Annotated in this window: 12 protein-coding genes; 5 read left to right on the top strand and 7 right to left on the bottom strand. The window is 69.5% G+C overall.

All coding sequences use genetic code 11. The features are described from left to right. The first annotated feature begins 184 nt into the window (after window positions 1–184). Window positions 185–5,863, top strand: a complete 5,679-nt coding sequence (locus tag RWN05_RS13435) for a PKD domain-containing protein (protein ID WP_153303383.1) — start codon at window positions 185–187, stop codon at window positions 5,861–5,863. 117 nt (window positions 5,864–5,980) lie between these two features. Here RWN05_RS13435 and RWN05_RS13430 read toward each other — a convergent pair whose 3' ends face one another. The 5 genes from RWN05_RS13430 to RWN05_RS13410 form a co-directional block, all read right to left on the bottom strand. Further along, the gene (locus RWN05_RS13430) at window positions 5,981–6,916 is read right to left on the bottom strand and encodes a glycosyltransferase (RefSeq protein ID WP_079001526.1); all 936 of its coding nucleotides are present in this window, start codon (window positions 6,914–6,916) and stop codon (window positions 5,981–5,983) included. Beyond that, window positions 6,913–8,169: a hypothetical protein gene (locus RWN05_RS13425; RefSeq protein WP_314139869.1), complete on the bottom strand. Its 1,257-nt coding sequence runs from the start codon at window positions 8,167–8,169 to the stop codon at window positions 6,913–6,915. The genes RWN05_RS13430 and RWN05_RS13425 overlap by 4 nt, the downstream gene beginning before the upstream one ends. Window positions 8,170–8,317: 148 nt before the next feature. After that, on the bottom strand, window positions 8,318–9,667 hold the full coding sequence (locus tag RWN05_RS13420; RefSeq protein WP_071259741.1) for an oligosaccharide flippase family protein: 1,350 nt from the start codon (window positions 9,665–9,667) through the stop codon (window positions 8,318–8,320). Next, window positions 9,667–10,770 (bottom strand): glycosyltransferase, encoded by a 1,104-nt coding sequence (locus RWN05_RS13415; protein WP_079001528.1) that lies wholly within the window; start codon window positions 10,768–10,770, stop codon window positions 9,667–9,669. The genes RWN05_RS13420 and RWN05_RS13415 overlap by 1 nt, the downstream gene beginning before the upstream one ends. A 39-nt stretch (window positions 10,771–10,809) precedes the next feature. Next, window positions 10,810–12,252, bottom strand: a complete 1,443-nt coding sequence (locus tag RWN05_RS13410; RefSeq protein WP_314139866.1) for a polysaccharide biosynthesis tyrosine autokinase — start codon at window positions 12,250–12,252, stop codon at window positions 10,810–10,812. Window positions 12,253–12,503: 251 nt separating this feature from the next. Here RWN05_RS13410 and RWN05_RS13405 point away from each other — a divergent pair, with 251 nt between their 5' ends. From RWN05_RS13405 to RWN05_RS13390, 4 genes are all read left to right on the top strand, one after another. Then, window positions 12,504–13,139, top strand: a complete 636-nt coding sequence (locus tag RWN05_RS13405; protein ID WP_167620436.1) for a hypothetical protein — start codon at window positions 12,504–12,506, stop codon at window positions 13,137–13,139. Between the two features lie 161 nt (window positions 13,140–13,300). Continuing rightward, complete coding sequence (locus RWN05_RS13400; RefSeq protein WP_314139864.1) at window positions 13,301–14,452, top strand: DUF1972 domain-containing protein; 1,152 nt, start codon at window positions 13,301–13,303, stop codon at window positions 14,450–14,452. Next, window positions 14,445–15,587 (top strand): Gfo/Idh/MocA family protein, encoded by a 1,143-nt coding sequence (locus RWN05_RS13395; protein WP_197977383.1) that lies wholly within the window; start codon window positions 14,445–14,447, stop codon window positions 15,585–15,587. The genes RWN05_RS13400 and RWN05_RS13395 overlap by 8 nt, the downstream gene beginning before the upstream one ends. Then, window positions 15,572–16,489, top strand: a complete 918-nt coding sequence (locus RWN05_RS13390; RefSeq protein ID WP_285038325.1) for a hypothetical protein — start codon at window positions 15,572–15,574, stop codon at window positions 16,487–16,489. The genes RWN05_RS13395 and RWN05_RS13390 overlap by 16 nt, the downstream gene beginning before the upstream one ends. A gap of 95 nt (window positions 16,490–16,584) precedes the next feature. Here the strand turns inward: RWN05_RS13390 and RWN05_RS13385 are convergent, their stop codons facing one another. Together RWN05_RS13385 and RWN05_RS13380 are read right to left on the bottom strand one after the other, a co-directional pair. Further along, window positions 16,585–17,796, bottom strand: a complete 1,212-nt coding sequence (locus RWN05_RS13385) for a glycosyltransferase family 4 protein (protein WP_314139861.1) — start codon at window positions 17,794–17,796, stop codon at window positions 16,585–16,587. After that, window positions 17,793–18,587: a CDP-alcohol phosphatidyltransferase family protein gene (locus tag RWN05_RS13380; RefSeq protein WP_079001539.1), complete on the bottom strand. Its 795-nt coding sequence runs from the start codon at window positions 18,585–18,587 to the stop codon at window positions 17,793–17,795. The genes RWN05_RS13385 and RWN05_RS13380 overlap by 4 nt, the downstream gene beginning before the upstream one ends. Window positions 18,588–18,655: the final 68 nt, after the last annotated feature.

The following is an 18,655-nucleotide window of genomic DNA, read 5'->3' as shown; positions in this document are numbered from 1 at the left end:
GATCCCCGTGAAATCGGACCTGTTTTGGGGGTGACGCCCCTGATGCCCCCCGCGTTATGGTTCACGAGCGAGGCACCCCTGCACCTGGCCGGCGATCGTGGATCCGAAACACGATCGCACCCCTCGGCCCGTCCGCGGAGTTCTGTCGCGCCCCGAGCCCGCCTCCAGCGAAACCCGAGAACCCGTGTCCAGATTTCTGCGATCCCAGGATCGACCGAGCGCGCACGCGCCGAGCCGTAACGACGCCCGCGGCGTCCCGTCCAAGTTGAAGAAGCCCGTGGCGCTCGGCGTGATCGGCGCGGTGTTCGCCGCGCTGCTCACGTTCACCGCGACGGCGGCTCCGGCGGTGGCCGACACGGTCCCCCAGGGCGCCGGCGAGGCATCGACGGTCTCGGCGGACGCGCTGCCCACGGTGCAGATCAACAAGACCGTGTGGTCGCAGGTCGTCGTCGGGAACACCGTCTACGCGGGCGGCACCTTCACGAAGGCTCGTCCGGCCGGCAACGCAGCCGGCGTCGGCGAGGTCGACCGCACCTACCTGCTCGCGTACGACCTCACCACCGGCGTGCTCATCAACTCGTTCGCTCCGGTCCTCAACGCCGAGGTCAAGGCGGTCACAGCCTCGCCTGACGGCAAGACCCTCTACGTCGCCGGTAGCTTCACGAAGGTCAACGGGCAGGATCGGACGCGGATCGCCGCGTTCGACACGGCGACCGGCGCCCTCAAGTCCTTCGCCCCGGCACTCAACTACATCGCCTACAGCGTCGCAGCGACGAACAGCACGGTGTACGTCGGTGGCGGATTCACCAACGCCGGCGGCCAGACCAGGAAGGGAGCGGCGGCGTTCACGAACGCCGGTGCCCTCCTGCCCTGGGCGCCCGTCACCGAGGGCGGCGTCGTCCGCGCCCTCGCGATCGCGCCCGATCAGTCCAAGGTGATCCTCGGCGGAGCGTTCACGACGCTCAACGGCAGCAGCAACCCCGGCTACGGCCTCGGCGCCGTGGACGCGACCGCCGGTGCGCTCCTCCCGTGGAACGTCAACGGCCTCATCCGCAACGGCGGCGCCAACGCCGCGATCTACTCGCTCACGAGCGACGCGAACAACGTCTACGGCACCGGCTACGTCTTCGGCTCCGGGGGCAACCTCGAGGGGGCCTTCAACGCCGGCTGGGCGAACGGCGACATGAACTGGGTCGAGGACTGCCACGGCGACTCCTACTCGGTCGCCTCGCACGGCGACGCCGTCTACATCGCCGGCCACCCGCACTACTGCGGGAACATCGGCGGCTTCCCGCAGACCCAGCCGTGGACCTTCCAGAACGCACTGGCGTTCTCGAAGACCACCACCGGCACGGCCACGGCAGACCCGTACGGCTACTACAACTACGCCGGTCAACCGACGCCGAGCATCCTGAGCTGGTTCCCGGACTTCACTCCCGGTACCGCGACCAACCAGAACCAGGGTCCGTGGAGCGTCGCGGCGAGCACGAACTACGTCGTCTACGGCGGGGAGTTCCTCGCCGTCAACAACAAGTCGCAGCAGGGACTGGTCCGGTTCGCGACGAAGGCGGTCGCACCGAACCTCGAGGGTCCGAAGCTCAAGGGGAGTGCGTTCCCGGTCACCGCTGTCTCGCTCGCCAGCGGCACCGTGCGCGTCTCCTGGAAGACGAACAACGACCGCGACAACGAACTCCTCAAGTACGAGCTGATCCGCAACAACCAGACGGCGACGCCGATCATGACGAAGTCCGTGCGCTCGACCTTCTGGAAGGTCAGCAACCTCATGTACACCGACAGCGGCCTGACGCCGGGGACGACCGTCAACTACCGCGTCAAGGTGACCGATCCGCTCGGCAACTCGACGATGAGTGACAACGTCCCGGTGACCGTGTCCGCCGACGGCTCCACCTCGGCGTACGCGCAGGCCGTCCTCGCGTCCGGTCCCACGTCGTTCTGGCCGCTCGGCGAGGCCAGCGGCACCACCGGCTACGACTGGGCCACCGGCGACGACCTGACGCTCACGAGCAACACGACGCGCGGGACGGCGGGTTCGATCATCGGCTCGAACACGACCGCGACCACGTTCGCCGGCACGAGCGACAGCGCAGCCTCGACCACGACGGCGCAGCACGCACCGAACACCTTCACCGCTGAGACCTGGATCAAGACGACCACCGACCGTGGCGGCAAGATCCTCGGCTTCGGCGGGAACTCCACCGGGACCTCCGGGAACTACGACCGCATGATCTTCATGAACAACGACGGGCGCCTGATGTTCGGTGTCTACCCGGGCACCGTCCGGACCGTCCAGTCCTCGAAGGCGTACAACGACGGCGAGTGGCACCACGTGGTCGCGACGCTCGGCGCCAACGGCATGCAGCTCTTCGTGGACGGCAAGAAGCTCGACAGCCGCACCGACACGACGAGCGGCCAGGACTTCACCGGCTACTGGCGGGTCGGCGGCGACAACCTCGGCGGTTGGCCGGGCTCGCGCTCGAGCGACTACTTCGCCGGCGCGATCGACGACACCGCGATCTACCCGACGGTCCTCGACCGCGACACGATCGTGAACCACTACGTGGCCTCCGGCCGGACCTCGCCGGTCCCGGCTGCTCCCACCGACGCCTACGGTGCAGCGGTGTTCAACCTCGACCCGACGTCCTACTGGCGCTTCGATGAGACGACCGGCACCACGGCGAAGGACTCCGGCCGGAACGACAGCCCCGCCACCTACTACGGTGCCGTCGGGAAGGACCAGAACGGTGCGCTCGCCGGCGTCGCCGGGAACCGCTCCGCACAGTTCGGTCCCGATGGGGCAGGTGTCGCCAGCGACACCGCTTACTCCAACCCGACGAGCTACGCGCTCGAGGCCTGGTTCAACACCACGACCACTAACGGTGGCAAGATCGTCGGCTTCGGTTCCAACCAGCAGGGCGGTTCCGGCGGCTACGACCGGCACATCTACATGGAGAACGGCGGCCAACTCACCTTCGGCACCTGGACCGGTCAGACCAACACGATCACGACCCAGTCCGCCTACAACGACGGGGCCTGGCACCACGTCGTGGCACAGCAGTCGTCGGCGGGCATGAAGCTCTACGTCGACGGTGTCCTCCAGGGGACCAACCCGCAGACGAGTGCCCAGGACTACACCGGGTACTGGCGCGTGGGCTCCGACACGACGTGGGGTGGAACGGCCGGCACCTTCACCGGACGCATCGACGAGGTGGCCGTCTACGCGCAGCCGCTCACCGCGGCGCAGGTCACCCAGCACCACGACCTCGGGCTCGGCATCCTGCCGAACGTCGCTCCGACCGCCGGCTTCGCCGTCACGAACACCGACCTCACCGCGCACCTCGATGCGTCGAGCTCGGTCGACTCCGACGGGACCATCGCGTCCTACGCCTGGGACTTCGGCGACGGCACTACCGGCACCGGCGTGACGACCGATCACACCTACGCCGCGGCCGGCACCTACACGGTGACGCTCACGGTGACCGACAACCGCGGCGGAACCGGGACCCTGCAGCACCCGGCGACCGTCGTCGCACCGAACGTCGCCCCCACGGCGTCGTTCACCGCGACCGTCGCGAACCTGGGGGTCCAGTTCGACGCCTCGGCATCGAGCGACTCCGACGGAACGATCGCCTCGTACGCCTGGAACTTCGGCGACGGCACGACCGGGACCGGCGTCAACCCGAGTCACACGTACGCCTCGGCGGGCTCCTTCACCGTCCACCTGACGGTGACCGACGACAAGGGGCTCCTCGGAGAGACGAGCCAGGCGGTCGTGACGACCGTCCCGGTGAACCAGCCCCCGGTCGCCGCCTTCACCCCGACCGCATCGGGCCTCACGGTCACGGTCGACGGTTCGGCGTCGAGCGACCCGGACGGGACGATCGCCTCCTACGCGTGGAACTTCGGTGACGGCGCGACCAGCACGGGTGCGACGGCGGCACACGCCTACGCCGCCGGTGGGACGTACACGCTCGCGCTGACGGTCACCGACAACGGCGGGGCCAGTACGACGACCTCGCAGGCCGTCACGGTGGTGGCTCCGCCCGCGGCGACCGTCTTGGCGAAGGACACCTTCGCCCGCTCGGTCACCGGCGGATGGGGTTCCGCCGACGTGGGAGGCGCCTGGACCCTCGACGCGGCGTCCAACTACTCCGTGGCGGGTGGCAGCGGTCTCATCTCGACCGCAGTCGGCCTCACGCGGACAGCCAAGCTGACCACGGCCGGCGCCACGGACACCGAGACGCAGGTCCGCCTGTCCTTCGACAAGAGCTCGACCGGCGGCGGGAACTACGCCTCGGTCATGGGTCGCGTCGTCGGCGCCGACAGCTACGCCGCGCGGATCTGGATCCGGAACAACCAGGGCGTGCAGCTCCAACTGATGAACGGGAACACGATCCTCAAGGCGGTGAACATCGACGGTCTGACCTACTTGCCCGGTACCCAGCTGCAGGTCCGGTTCCAGGCCGTCGGGACCTCGCCGACCGAGCTCAAGGCCAAGGTCTGGGCGATCGGATCGACCGAGCCCACCGCCTGGCAGCTGACGGCCACGGACAGCACCGCTGCCCTGCAGGCGGCCGGCTCGGTGAGCCTCCGCTCGTACATCTCGGGCACCGCCACCGGCGGCACCGTGGTGACGCGCTTCGGCAACCTGATCGCGCAGCCCTCCGGCTCGGTCACGGCGCCGCCGGCGAACGTGCCGCCCACCGCGGCGTTCACGCAGGCGGCGACGTTCCTGACCGCCTCCTTCGACGCTTCGACGTCGACCGACTCGGACGGCTCCATCGCGTCCTACGTCTGGGACTTCGGGGACGGCACCTCGGGGACGGGCGTCACCGCGAGTCACACCTACGCGGCTGCAGGGGCGTACCCGGTGAAGCTCACCGTGACCGACAACGCGGGAGCCTCCGCCACCAAGACCAGCACGGTCACGGTGCAAGCGCCGCCGCCGAACGTCGCACCGACCGCCGCCTTCACGACGAGCGTGACCGGCCTCGCCCTGACGACCGACGGATCGGGATCAACCGACACCGACGGCACCGTCACCGGGTACACCTGGGACTTCGGAGACGGAGCCACCGCCACCGGAGCGACCGCGAGCCACACCTACGCGGCCGACGGCACCTTCACGGTGACGCTGACCGTGACCGACAACGCCGGCGCCACCGCGGCGACCCAGAAGCAGGTCACCGTGGCAGGAACGGTCGTCGTGCCCCCGGTCACCCCGGCCACCGCGCAGGACGCCTTCGAGCGTCCGGCCGGTGCCGGGTGGGGGACGGCCGAGGCGGGTGGCGCCTGGACGCCGGCGAACAACCCGTCCGCGTTCAGCCTCGCCGACGGCAAGGCCTTGATCACGACCCCGGCCGGCCAGACCCGGGCCACCACGCTCAACGGCGTGAGCCAGACGAGCTCCGACAGCAGCGTGAAGGTCTCGTTCGATCAAGGACCGACCGGCGGCGGCAACTACGTCTCGGTGATCGGCCGTCAGGTCGGCTCGGCGAACTACGCGGCGCGGGTGTGGATCCGCTCGAACAGCGGGGTGCAGCTGCAGCTCCTGCAGGGCGGCACCACCCTGTCCGCCGTGAACATCGCCGACCTGGTGTACGTTCCCGGCCAGCAGCTGCAGGTCCGTCTGCAGGTGTTCGGCACCTCGCCCACCACGGTGCGTGCGAAGGTCTGGGCGGCCGGGACGACCGAACCGACGAACTGGCAGCTGACGAGCGTCGACTCGACGGCGGCGCTGCAGGCTCCCGGCACCGTCGGACTGAGCCAGTACATCTCGGGCACCGCGACCAACGGGCCGATCATCGCCCGGTTCGACGAGTACCTCGTCAAGCCGACGGTCTAGTCCACCGCGGGTGAACGGCCGGTCGTCCTTCGGGACGGCCGGCCGTTCGACGTGCGGGGAGGCGTCCACGCGCAGCGGCGACGCCGAGGCGATGGCCTGGCTGCGTGACCGCGTGCGTCAGCGTCCGCGCGCGGCGGCCTTCGAGAGCCGGAGCCCGTCGACGACCCCGCGGACGCCCGCACGGAGGGGGCTGCGGGTGCTGAGGAACTGCCGACGACCGCCCTGCAGGAGCACGGACCAGGCCACGGGGATGGTCGAGCGTCTCCAGGCCCGCACCTCGGCCGGCGAGAGATGTTCGGCCGCGTAGACGAGACGGTTCCGGATGTTGAAATAGTAGTAGGTCGTCGACTTGGCACGCGCCGAGGCGGCGTCCGAGCGGTCGTGGGTGCCGCCCTCGTCGTGGACGGCGGTGGCCTCCTCGACGACGGCCAGCGAGCCGCCGACGGCGACGACGCGGTGCGACAGGTCGACATCCTCCCAGTAGAGGAAGTAGGCGTCGTGGAAGCCGCCGGTGCGCGCCCAGAGTTCCGTGCTGAGCATGAGGCAGGCACCGCTCAACCACGGCGCCACGGCTGCCCCGGGGTGGTCCTCGCGTCGTCTCCGCGATCGGATCGTCCCGTCGTGCAGATACAGGTCCACCCCGTCGAACCACAGGCTGCCGTCCGGTCGCTCGATCCGCGGAGCGAGCATCGTCATCGGCTGCTCGGCGCAACGATGCGAGAGCACGTCGAGCGCCTCGGGCGTGAGCGACGCGTCCGGGTTGAGGAGCAGCACCTGCTCGACGCCGAGTTCGATCGCCCGGGCGACACCGAGGTTCATGCCGGCGCCGAATCCGAGGTTGTCGTCGGGCAGGATGACGTCCCAGCGTTCCGCGTCGGCGAGCCGAGTGACGGCGTCGCGGGCTGCAGGGGAGGAGTAGTTGTCGACGACGACGGTCCGGAGGCCGGGTACGGCGCGGGTCAGGGTCGCGAGGTGCTGCTCGAGGAGTGCGGGGTCGCCGTAGTTCACGACGACGATGCCGATCCGCTCGGGTGAACGCACGGGTCCGGTCATGCTGCGTCCCCCCGACGGTGCTCGGACGCGAGGGTCGCCTGGTGTCGTCCCGCACCAGGGCCGTCGGTGCCGACCTTCAGGATGAGGGCGAGCCCCAGGAACAGGGTGAGCGTCGGGACGGAACTGTAGAGCGGACTGAAGAAGAGGTCCCAACAGGTCCGCACCCCCAGGAAGATGACGACCGCGCTCGCGTTGCGCCGTGCGATGCCGTGCCCGAGGCCGTAGATGGTGAGCCAGGCGATCAGCACGGCCAGGGCGAGCCCGATGAGGCCGAAGCGGACCCAGAGGTCGCCGATGGTGGAGTGGACCTCGAACCCGGTGCCGAACATGAAGCGTTCGACGTAGCCGTTGTTCGGGTCGTACCCGATGGAGGCCATACCGGTCTTGGCGACCAGCACGTCGCTCAGAGAGGCGTAGGTGCCGCTCCCGTACCCCGCCGGCTGATGGAGGAAGAGGGCGGCGGTCGCGGCGAGCTCCGGTCGTCCGCCGAGCAGGATGGATCCCGACTGATCGAGTTGCGCGACGGTGCGACTCTGGGTCTCCGCGCCGAACACCCCGTCGAGGAGCAGGGCCTGGCCGACGTTGAACACGAACGCCGCGGCGATGCCGATCCCGATGATGACCCGTGCGGTCGACGCCTTGCGGCTCCTGCCGGCGGAGCGCATCTGCCAGGCGACGAGGCAGAGGGTCAGGAGCAGGATCGCGAACAGCGACCGCGAGTCGTTGAGGATCGACACGGCTGCGAGGGCGGCGACGACGGCGACCTCGATCCAGCGGCGGCGGGTCGCCAGGGCCAGTCCGAGCAGGATCACGGTCAGCGGGACCGAGTACTGGAACTTCCACACGTTCGTCATGTACGCGGTACCGCCCGGGCCGGCGATGACGGCTCGGACGAGCAGTCCGAGGCCGTAGAACACGATGATGTGCGACGGCGTCAAGACCGTCCGGGTCCAGACGATGCACGCGACCGACACGAGTGGGCCGAGGAGCACGATGGTCGCACCGATGGCGACGCCCTGGCCGGTCTGGTGGTCGTCGGCCATCGCAGCCGTGAGCCAGAGCCCGGACACCGCTGCAGCGACCCCGCCGAGGAGCAGGGGCACTCCGCCACGGTACCTCCGGAGCTCGCCCATCCAGAGGGGGAGCAGGATCAGGGCCACGCCGAAGCCCACGGTGAAGCCCTGGAAGACCTGGAGGCGAGCGCCGAGGAGCACGAGGAACACGATCGCGATGATGCGGTGGACCGTCGCCATGGTCGGATCGGCCGGCGGTCGCAGGACCGGGAGCGGTTCGAGCCGCTCGTCCGCGGGTGCTCCGACGGTGCCCCGCGATACGCGCCGCGGGCGGGCCGCACGCCACCGCGGGCTTGCGGTCCCCGTCGGGCCCGCCGTCGTCTTCGGGTCAGCGAGCGACATCGACGGGCTCCGCTTCCGTCGCGAGCCGGCGTCGCTTCGCGAGGTCGCGCTGGACGTACCAGAGGTTCGGGACGACCTGGCAGATCGCGACCGCGACCGCGGATCCGACGATGGGACCTGCGGCCCCGAGGACGGGGATGAGCACCCAGGAGAGGCCGAGGTTGAGCGGCACCATGAACAGGATGGGGAGGACCTGGAACTGGAGCCCCTTCGCGTCCGTCATGTACATCCCGACCGGGTACTTCGCGGCCTGGAGGGCGACGAACACGACGTAGGAGACGAGGATCGGCCAACCGAGGGTGATCTCGCCGTCGGAGACGAACCCGGCGATCCACGGGGAGATCGCCGCGAGGACGACCGCGAGGGCGAGCCCGCCGCCGAGGAACCACAGCGTCGGGACGAGCGGCGACTCGACGCGCTTCGCGGACCGCGCCTTGGCATAGATCGGCCACAGGGCCAGCCCGGCCGCACCGATCGTCTGGATGACGAGCCCGAACAGCTGGGTCGCGAGGTTGTACTGGGCGAGTTCCGGTCCGGTCGTCAGGTGGCTGAGCAGCAAGCGGTCGGTCTGCATGGCGATGGGCAAGGCGATCATCTGGACGACCATCGGCCAGGCGAGGGCGAACGCGGGGACGCCCGGAGCGCTGCGGAGCTTGGGCACCTCCTTCATCGCCTGCCAGACCTGCGGCCTGATCGAGCGCGCGGCGAGCACCAGGCAGACGGCGGCGACGACGCCGCTCGCCGCGTAGGAGAGGACGGCGACGAAGGAGCCGCCGTCGAACCCGGTGACGACGAAGAGCCACACGCCGAGGAAGATCGCCGGAGCGGCGATCGCCTGCGTCGCGACCTGGGTGCTCGTCTTGCCGACTCCGATGAGGATGCGTTGACCGACGGTCATCGGCAGGACGAGTCCGAACGTCGCGAGGCAGAGGAACGCCGCGACGCTGCCGCCGTCGGGTGCGAGGCCGTTGCCGAGGATCGCCGGCCACAGGTCGAGGACGGTGATGAGGATGGCGACGAGCATGATGACCGCGCCCGACACGGTGAGGATCCGGAACGCCGTCACGATCGAACGCCGCACCTGCAGGTCGCGCTTCGGGTCGTCGGATCCGGCGATGGCGTTGATGACGACGGCGGCGATGCCGAGGTCGGCGAACGGCAGCAGGGCCGGCAGGCTCGTCAGCAGCCCGTACTGGGCGTAGGCGCCGGAGCCGAAGTGTTCGATGATCATCCGGCTCGTGAAGATGCCGAGGACGCCGGAGAGCCCCATCACGAAGATCTTCGCGACGGCCGTCTGGCTGACGGAGGCCCAGATGCCGCCCCTGCCGCGCGCCATCAGCGATCACCGCCGGCGTCACGGAACAGCCAGGTGTCGGCGGCGAGACGGCCGTCACGGGCGGGAAGGTCCGCGAGCACGTTCTCCGGGGTCCGGGTGCTGGCGAGCGTCGCGAGCAGGGCTTCGGCGAGCGCCACCGCGTCGTCCCCCGGCTCGATGACCCGGTGGCCGTGCTCGTCCAGCCAGCCCGCGACGCCGGTCTCGGTCGTGGTCACCACGAGGCAGCCGGCGGCGAGGCCCTCGACGATCGGCAGGCCGACCTGCTCGCGCCAGTCCGGACGTGGCTGAGAGGGCAGGACGAGTGTGCGGCTCGCGGCGAGGGTGTCGAAGATCACGGAGCGTGCCGGGTCGCGGTGGAAGGTGACGGACGGGTGGCGGTCGCTGAGCGCGGTCGCTGCGGGCTCGAGCTCGCCGGAGCCGAGGATGACGAGGGAGGCGCGCGGTTCGCGCTGCAGGACGGTCGACCAGGCTTCGACGAGCAGGGGGAAGCCCTTCCGCTCGACGAGGGCTCCGAGGAAGACGACCTGCAGGGGGTTCCGGACGATGTCGCTCCGCTCGGGCATGGGCGCGGGCAGGGCTTCGATGACCGTGGACTCGAGGTCGCGTCGCGCCGGCAGGACCCGGGCGTGCAGATCGCGGGCACCGGTCGTCCCGTAGACGATCCGGTCGAGACGACGCCACACCCGACCGGCGGCCCAACGCTGCGCCCGGAGTTTGACGCGCGATCGGAGGCGGGCGGGGCGGGCGGACATCGGGTCGAGGTTCTCGATGGCGTACGTCACCACGAGCGGCCGTGTTCCACGGAGGCGTGCGCGCAGGTCGAGGGCGATCAGGGTGCTCAGGGTGGCGATGGCGGTGGACAGTTGGAGCGGCTCGTTGACCTCGAGCGCGGTCACGCCGGAGCGTATGAGCAGCCGTGCTGCGGCCATCGGCTCGGCCTGGACGAGCTCGACGCCCGGGGCGACGCTCGGGTCGAAGTCGTAGCGGCGGCGACGGTAGACGATGCTCGCAGGCGCCAGTTCACGGGCCCGTTCGAGGTGCGCGGTGCGGACGACCTCGTACAGCCTGGCGCGGCGGTGGCTCAGGCGAGCGGGTGTTGGCATCGTTCCTCGGTCCCTTCGGGCGCGTCGTCGGGCAGCGGCTCAGCGGCCGGCCATGGACGGCGTGCGCGCCGCGTCGTTCGCGGCGGGGGTGGCCCCTCCCGCAGCGGGTGGGCCGAGTGGGACGGTGTCCGGAGCCGAGCGGTACGAGTTGTAGCGGTAGTAGGAACTCGTCTCGTCCTGCTTGAGGCCGTTGAGGACCAGCCCGATCGTGCGGGCGTTCGCGCCGTCGAGGGTCTCGAGCGCGCGGTGGAGCTGCTGGCGGCGGGTCGACTTGTAGCGGGAGACGACGATCGCACCGTCGGTCATGTGCGTGAGCCAGAGCGGGTCGGTGACCGGGATGATCGGCGCGGTGTCGATGATGACGAAGTCGTACGACTCCTTGGCGCGGTCCACCAGCTGGCGCATCGCGTCGGAGGCGAGGAGCTGGCTCGGGTTCGGCGGCACCCCGCCGGAGGCGAGGACGTCGAGGTTGCCGCGACCCCAGGACTGCACGGCCTCGTCGAGGGTGATGTCGCCCACGAGGACACTGGTCAAGCCGACCTCGCCTTCGATCTGGGTGTAGCCGGCGATCGAGGGGCGGCGGAGGTCCGCGTCGATGAGGAGGACGCGCGGCGCGCGTTCGGTCATCGCGAGGGCGAGACCGAGCGCGACGGTGCTCTTGCCCTCACCGGGGAGTGCTGAGGTGACGATGACGGAGGTGATCCGTTCGTCGACGTCGGCGAAACTGAGGTTCGTCGCGAGGCTCCGGAAGCCCTCGGCGATCATGCCGTTCGGGTTCCGCATCATGGCCTGCGTCGGCAGCTCGCCCTTCCGTGTGCGGGAGACCGTGGTGAGGACGGGGGTGTCGGAGACCTGCTGCAGCTCGCGCAGCGACCGGATCCTCGTGTCGAGGAGCTCCCGGCCGAACGCGTACAGGACGCCGATGAGCAGGCCGCCGAGTCCGCCTCCGGCGACGAGGAGTTTGGTGTTGGGCGCGAAGGCGAAGATGGGGAGCTTGGCCGGCGCGATGATCGTGAGCTGGACGGCCGGGCGGTCCTGATCGTCCCTCGGGGAGATGCCGTCCACCGCGGAGGACAGGGAGTTCGCCACGGCGGCGGCGATGCTCTGCGCCTGCTCGGCGCTCGTCGACACTGCGGAGATCTCGACGATCACCGTGTTGAGGGGCGCGTCGGCGGTGACCGCTTCCGCGAGGTCCTGGACGCTCATGTCGAGACCGAGCTCGTTGATGACCGGCTCGAGCACGATCGGGGAGGACGCGAGGACGGCGTAGGACTGCACGAGGTTCTGCACGTAGGTGGATCCCTGGACCAGTTCGGTCGTGGAGTTGCCGGCCTCGGTGGTCACGAACACGCTCGTCGTGGAACGGTACTGCGGTGCCATCGTCTGTGCGAAGACGTAGGCTCCGGTCGCGCCGACGAGTGCGAGCACCACGATGACGATCCACTGCTTGCGCAGCGTTGCGATGTAGTCGCCGAGATCCATCTGACTCCCCCTGGTTTGTTGACACCCAACACCTCAGCGTACCGACGATTTCCCGGTTTATCAGGGGAAAGACGCCCCCACTCAGGGGGGTACGGGCCGTTTGATGACCCCCAGTCCGAGGGTGTCAACCCCCGCGGATGACCCCCGTTCGACGGGGTTCAGGGCGGTCTCCTTCGGTGTCGGTCAAGGGGGTGTGGCGCTCACGCTACGATTGTCGGAATTCTTCCCCCGAGCGAAAACCGAAGGACGTCATGGCGCGGATCCTCGTAGTGTGCAGTGCCAACGTCTGTCGCTCCCCGCTCGCGGAACAGCTCCTCCAAGCCCGGTTCTCGACCATTCCCGGCTTCGACCGCCTCGTCTGCTCGAGCGCCGGCATCGAGGTCAGTCGCGGGCACGAGATGTGCGCTGACGCGGCCGCGATCCTCGGCCTGCCGGCGGAGGGGCCGAAGGCGTCAGCTCATCGTGCACGCCGCGTCACCAAGTCGATGATCGGTGGTGCGGGGCTCGTGCTGACCGCGAGCCGCGCCGAGCGCTCCGCCCTCGCCAAACTCTCTCCCGAGGCCCGTTCAAAGGTCTTCACCCTCCGCGAGGCGGCAGCGCTCGCCGAAGCGCCCGACCAGGCGATCGCCACCTGGCGACCCGGTGCCGGCACGACGGCCGATCAGCGTCTGTCCGACCTGGCGGCCCTGCTCAACGCCCGTCGAGGTCTCGCTCCTGCTCCGAAGCCGGAGCGCACCGGGCTGTTCGCGCGACTCGGGAGCGACGTCGACCCGCTCGACATCGCCGACGGACACAACCTCGGCAAGCGGGCGCACCGGGCGACCCTGCGGTCCGTCCAGCGCTCGGTCGAGCGGTTCGGCGCCGCTGTGGAAGCCCTCGCGCGGTAGCGGTTCGAGGGTCATCACTACCCCTGTCTTTGGGGGTACGCAGGGCGCGATTTTCCCGTTTTCCGACGAATGTTGGGCGGTAGGCTCTTCAGCATTCCAGCCGAGACACGCTCCGTGTCCGCGTCGCCCGAACGGCGCCTGGAGCGATGAGGAGAAGCTCGATGGGGGACAACGCTGCACGGCGTCAGGGGCAGCCGACGGTTCGGATCCTCGGCACGCACGGGATCCCGGCGGCCTACGGAGGGTTCGAGACGGCAGCCGAGAACATCGCCGTCTTCCTCCGGGATCAGGGCTGGCGCGTCATCGTGTACTGCCAGTCCGACGGCGACGGGCCGATCGTCGAGGACGACTGGCGCGGCATCGAACGCGTGACGATCCCCGTCGGTCCGGACGGGTGGAAGGGCACCTCGCTGTTCGACCTGAAGTCGATCGGACACGCCTCGCGGTTCGACGACGTCTGCCTCACGTTCGGCTACAACACCGCCGTCTTCAACGTCCTGCAGCGTCTCAAAGGCATCCCGAACGTCATCAACATGGACGGCATCGAATGGTCACGGGCGCGCTGGGGGTTCATGAAGCAGGCGATCCTCTACGTGAACGAACGCATCGCGTGCTGGGTCGGGAACACGCTCATCGCCGACCACCCCGAGATCGAGACCTACCTCGCGAAGAAGGCGAAGCGGTCGAAGCTCACGACGATCACCTACGGCGCACACCGTGTCGACTCGGCACCCGTCGCACCGCTGACGGCCCACGGGCTGACGCCGGGGGAGTACCTGACGCTGATCTGCCGCCCGATCCCGGAGAACACGATCCTGGAGCTCGTGCAGGCGTTCTCGGCCGAACGGCGTGGCGTCACCCTCGCCGTCTTCGGCACCTACACCCCGGAGACGGACCCGTACCACCGCGCCGTCCTCGACGCCGCGAGCGACGAGGTCGCGTTCGTCGGGTCGGTCTACGACCCCGACGAGCTCGCCGCCCTCCGATTCCACGCGCTCGGCTACCTCCACGGGCACACCGTGGGCGGCACGAACCCCTCGCTCGTCGAGGCGATGGCCGCCGGGAACGCCGTGATCGCCCACGACAACCCGTACAACCGATGGGTCGCCGGCGACGGCGCCCTCTACTTCACCACCGCCCGTGACGCCGCCGCACGGATCGGCGAGCTGCTCCAGAACCCCGCCCGCCGTGCCGCCCTGTCCTCCGCCGCGTCCGCGCGGCACGCCGAGGAGTTCACCTGGGAGCACGTCGCCGGCCAATACGAAACCGTCCTGCAGACCTATCTTGGAGGTGCACGTGTCGCACGTGTCTGAAACGAACGCCCCGGCCGCGGAAGTGCCCATCGAGACGGCCCGCGTGCGGGTCGGTGTGATCGGGCTCGGCAAGATGGGCCTCTCCCACCTCGCCATGATCAAGGCCCACCCGTGGGTGAGCGTCGACGCGGTCGTCGACTCGACCGGCTACATCCTCGACGTCCTCGGCAAGTACACCGGCCTCAAGACCTTCACCTCGGTGGACGAGATGCTGGCCGCGGTCGAGCTCGACGCGGTCATCATCGCGACCCCGACGAAGTTCCACGCACCCATGGTGAAGTCGGTGCTCGAGCGCGGTCTCCACATCTTCTGCGAGAAGCCGCTCAGCCTGAGCGCGGCCGACTCCGACGAGCTCGCGGCGCTCGCCGAGCGTCGCGGCGTCGTGACCCAGGTCGGGTACCACAACCGCTTCGTGGGTGCGTTCCGCGAGGTCAAGCGTCTGCTCGACCTCGGTGCCATCGGTCGCGTCACGCACATCCAGGCGGAGGCCTACGGTCCCGTCGTGCTGAAGTCGCGCGGCTCGACCTGGCGGAGCAACCGCAACGAGGGCGGTGGCTGCCTCTACGACTATGCCGCCCACCCCGTCGACCTCCTCACCTGGTACGCCGGCGAGCCGATCGGCGTCGGGGGCACGGTCCTCGGCAGCGTGTTCTCCGAGCACACCGAGGACGAGGTCTTCTCGACCCTCTTCTTCGACGCCGGCGTCAGCGCGCAGCTCTCCGTCAACTGGTCGGACGAGTCCTACCGCAAGATGACCACGCAGATCACCATCACCGGGACCGCCGGTCGGATCCACGCCGACCGCCAGGAATGCCAGGTCTACCTGCGCGACACCGCGCCCGAGATCGAGGGCTACGAGACCGGCTGGAACGTCAAGTACACCACCGAGCTCACCGACGAGGTCTGGTACTACCTGCGGGGCGAGGAGTACAGCGCACAGCTGGACCACTTCGTCACCCGGGTCGTCGAGGGCGCCGTGCTGGGGACGAACTCCTTCACCAGCGCGGCCGCCACCGACCACGTCCTCGAACTCCTCACCATCGACGCGGCGGCAGGCCCGTCCACCCGAGCCGCGACGGCCGCACCCGCTCCCGTCGCGAAGAAGAAAGGCCTCCTCCCATGGCGACGAGCGTAGAGACCCAGACCGGCGCGGCCGCGACAGCTGCCCCGAAGCTTCCCCGGCTCCTGTTCGGAGACAACCAGTTCTTCGGCGTCAACCACATGTCGGAGGAGAAGGCGCGCGCCCAGGCCATGCGCTTCCAGGACACCGGCGCGATCATGGACGTGCTCGACGTCGCGTACGACGAGGGCATCACCTCGTTCATGTGCACCACACACGACCGGATCGCCGAGGTCGCGGAGCGGGTACGGCTCGACCCGACGCGGTACGCCGACTTCACGTTCCAACCGTGCATGCCGTACGCGCACAAGTACGCGGACGCCGTCACGGAGAACGGCATGCTCGGTGCGCTCAAGCGCTTCCTGCCTGAGGAGGGCCTGATGAACGCCGCCCTGCGTGGCGGCAAGGCGTTCGCCACGAAGGACGTCGAGGGCATCATCACGCTGCTCATCGACGCCGAGATGGCGATGTTCCGAGGCGTCGAGACGCCGGTGATCTGGCTGCAGAACGTCGTCGTCGACCTCCTGCTCGGTCTCGGGTTCAAGGACGCGTTCGCCATCTTCGACCACCACGTGCGCACGAAGTACCACGCGCAGCCCGGGTTCATCACGATGAACCTGCCCCTGCTGCTCGACGCCTTGGACGAGGCCGGCCTCGACAACCCGATCGTGTGCTCGAACATCAACAAGATCGGCTTCCGCATGTCGGGAGGGATCGAGGGCTACCAGCGGGTGCTCGAGGGCCGCCGGTTCCGTGCCGTCGCGATGTCCGTCTACGCGTCCGGTGCGATCCCGCCGCGCGAGGCGATCGAATGGCTCTCCGAGCAGCCGAACATCGAGTCGATGGTGTTCGGCGCCTCGAGCCGGCAGAACATCCAGAGCACGCGACGCCTGGTCGACGAGTTCTTCGGGGTGTGATCCGGCACGAGTCCGGCTGACACGAGGAACGGCCCCTGGCATGCCAGGGGCCGTTCCTCGTGTGGTCGGTGCGTTGCCCGTCGGGGACCTCGCCGTCAGACGCGGACGCGACGGACGGACTCGATCACCTGGATGATCTCTGATCGATAGCGCTCCGGGGAGAAGCGCTCCTGCGCCGAGCGGCGGGCCCGGTCGGCGATCCGTGCGCTCCGGTCCGGATCGTCGAGGAGCTCGGCGACCGCTGCGGCCATGGCCTCGGCGTCACCCGCCGGCACGAGCAGGCCGGTCGCGCCGTCCTCGATGCTCTCCAGGTGACCGAGCGCTGCTGATGCGACGACGGGTCGCAGCGCCAGCTGGGCCTCGACCACGGCGTTGCCGAAGGGTTCCCGGAGCGAGGGGGCGACGACGAGGTGCGCGCGCTCCAGCGCCGGCCAGATCGGCGAGACGTAGCCAGAGAAGGTGACCGCGCCCCGGAGGTCCGGTCGGTCGGCACGGTCCCGGAGCTGCTGCTCGAACCACTCGTACCCCTCGAACGGCGTACCCGCGATCTCGATCCGCACGTCGCGTCCGGCGCGGCGCAGGATCCCGACCGCGTCGAGCGCGATGTCGGGCCCCTTCCGCGGGGAGAGCCTGGCCACGATCGCGAGTCGATGCGGCTCGGAACCGATCGGCGCCGGCAGAGGATCGACATCCGGGCCTGCGACGCCGTTGAAGACGAGCCGGACCTTCCCGGCGAGTCCTGGAGCGGCCGTGGTGGTCGCCTCGACCGCTGCACGGCTGATGACGATGAGCGCGTCGGCGAGGATCAGGGGCGAGTTCAGGGCGAAGCGGACCAGTCTGCCGTCCGCGGTCTCCGCCTCGTGCACGTGGCAGACGACCGGTGTGCGTGTCAGGCGCGCGGCGAGGATCCACCACGGAAGTGTCACGGTGTTGACGTAGACCGCGGTCGGGGCGATCTCCTCGATGACCTTGCGCAGGAAGCGGACGGATCGCAGACCGTCCATCGCGAGCGAGGCGATGCCGCCCAGCGAGGCGTTGGCCCGACGCAGGACGGGGAAGGGGACGAACCGGACCTCCGCGCCGCGGCCGAGCAGCCTCGGGACCAGCTTGCCGTCGGCGGGGAGGGCGACGATCACCCGGTACCCGCGCTCGACGAAGGCGGTGATGCTTTCGAGCATCTGCAGGTCGGACCCGTAAACGTCACCCGATGGATTCGCGATGAGGACCGTTCGCCCGGCGTCGGTGGCCGAGGCGCCGGCGAGCTCGTGAGCGTCCAGGGTGGTCTCCGATGCGTCGATGGCGGTCACCGGCCGAGTGCGACGGGCTGCCCGCCGGATGCGGTCACGACGGAGCCGAGCCGTTCCATGTCACGGAACCACTTGACCGAGGCGAGCAGCAGGTGACCGCCGTTGGCGAGGAACATGAGGGTGTAGGCGGCGAAGAACACCTGCGGGGCACCGAGGAGGACGAAGACCAGGCAGAGGAAGCCGTAGTCGGTCGGGATGACGAGCAGCGAGCGCAGGACGGTGCTGTGGCCGTTCTCCGGAGCCGGATCGGCACCGTAGACCCGCTTGAGCTGCTCGTTGAGGATGATCGCGAAGAACGCGACGGCCGCCACGACGCAGTAGCCGATGGGGACGAGCAGCAGCGCTGGCGTCGGCAGCTCGAAGAACCGGAACGCGCTGATGAGGACGGCGAGGTGCAGGGAGGAGATCTTGGTCGCGTCGATGACGTGGTCGAGCCACTCACCGGACGGTGACCCACCGCCGCGGAGTCGCGCGACCTGGCCGTCGGCCGAGTCGAAGGCGTACCCGATCGCGAGACAGAGCCACACGCCGACACCGAGACCGATGCTCGGGGGCAGGGTCGCGAGCATGACGATGCCGCTGAACGTGAAGACCGCGCTGATCACGGTGACCATGTTCGGCGTGAGACCGAGCTGGTACGCCGCCGCGGCGAGGTAGCGACCCGCCTTGCGGTTGACGTAGATCGAGTACGCCGGAGCGCCTCGCGTCCGCTTCTTCTGTGCACCGGCGAGACGGGCGACGATGTCGGAGTACCGCTCGGCGACGTCGGGGTCTTCCGTGGGCTGAGTCATGGGGGCAGTTCGGGTCATGCCGGTCCTTGTGTTCTCATGTGGGCGCTGCAGGCGATCGCTGATTCGGG

The organism is uncultured Plantibacter sp. (assembly GCF_963518075.1).
Lineage (GTDB): Bacteria > Actinomycetota > Actinomycetes > Actinomycetales > Microbacteriaceae > Plantibacter > Plantibacter flavus_A.
Note: the sequence above shows the minus strand (reverse complement) of the source record. Positions and strands in the feature narration are given on the sequence as shown.

Bases quoted from the DNA above. Each gene is read 5' to 3' on its own strand.
- RWN05_RS13430 (WP_079001526.1), bottom strand. From the start codon at position 6,916: ATGACCGGACCCGTGCGTTCACCCGAGCGGATCGGCATCGTCGTCGTG.
- RWN05_RS13425 (WP_314139869.1), bottom strand. From the start codon at position 8,169: ATGGCGACGGTCCACCGCATCATCGCGATCGTGTTCCTCGTGCTCCTC.
- RWN05_RS13420 (WP_071259741.1), bottom strand. From the start codon at position 9,667: ATGGCGCGCGGCAGGGGCGGCATCTGGGCCTCCGTCAGCCAGACGGCC.
- RWN05_RS13415 (WP_079001528.1), bottom strand. From the start codon at position 10,770: ATGCCAACACCCGCTCGCCTGAGCCACCGCCGCGCCAGGCTGTACGAG.
- RWN05_RS13410 (WP_314139866.1), bottom strand. From the start codon at position 12,252: ATGGATCTCGGCGACTACATCGCAACGCTGCGCAAGCAGTGGATCGTC.
- RWN05_RS13405 (WP_167620436.1), top strand. From the start codon at position 12,504: ATGGCGCGGATCCTCGTAGTGTGCAGTGCCAACGTCTGTCGCTCCCCG.
- RWN05_RS13400 (WP_314139864.1), top strand. From the start codon at position 13,301: ATGGGGGACAACGCTGCACGGCGTCAGGGGCAGCCGACGGTTCGGATC.
- RWN05_RS13390 (WP_285038325.1), top strand. From the start codon at position 15,572: ATGGCGACGAGCGTAGAGACCCAGACCGGCGCGGCCGCGACAGCTGCC.
- RWN05_RS13380 (WP_079001539.1), bottom strand. From the start codon at position 18,587: ATGACTCAGCCCACGGAAGACCCCGACGTCGCCGAGCGGTACTCCGAC.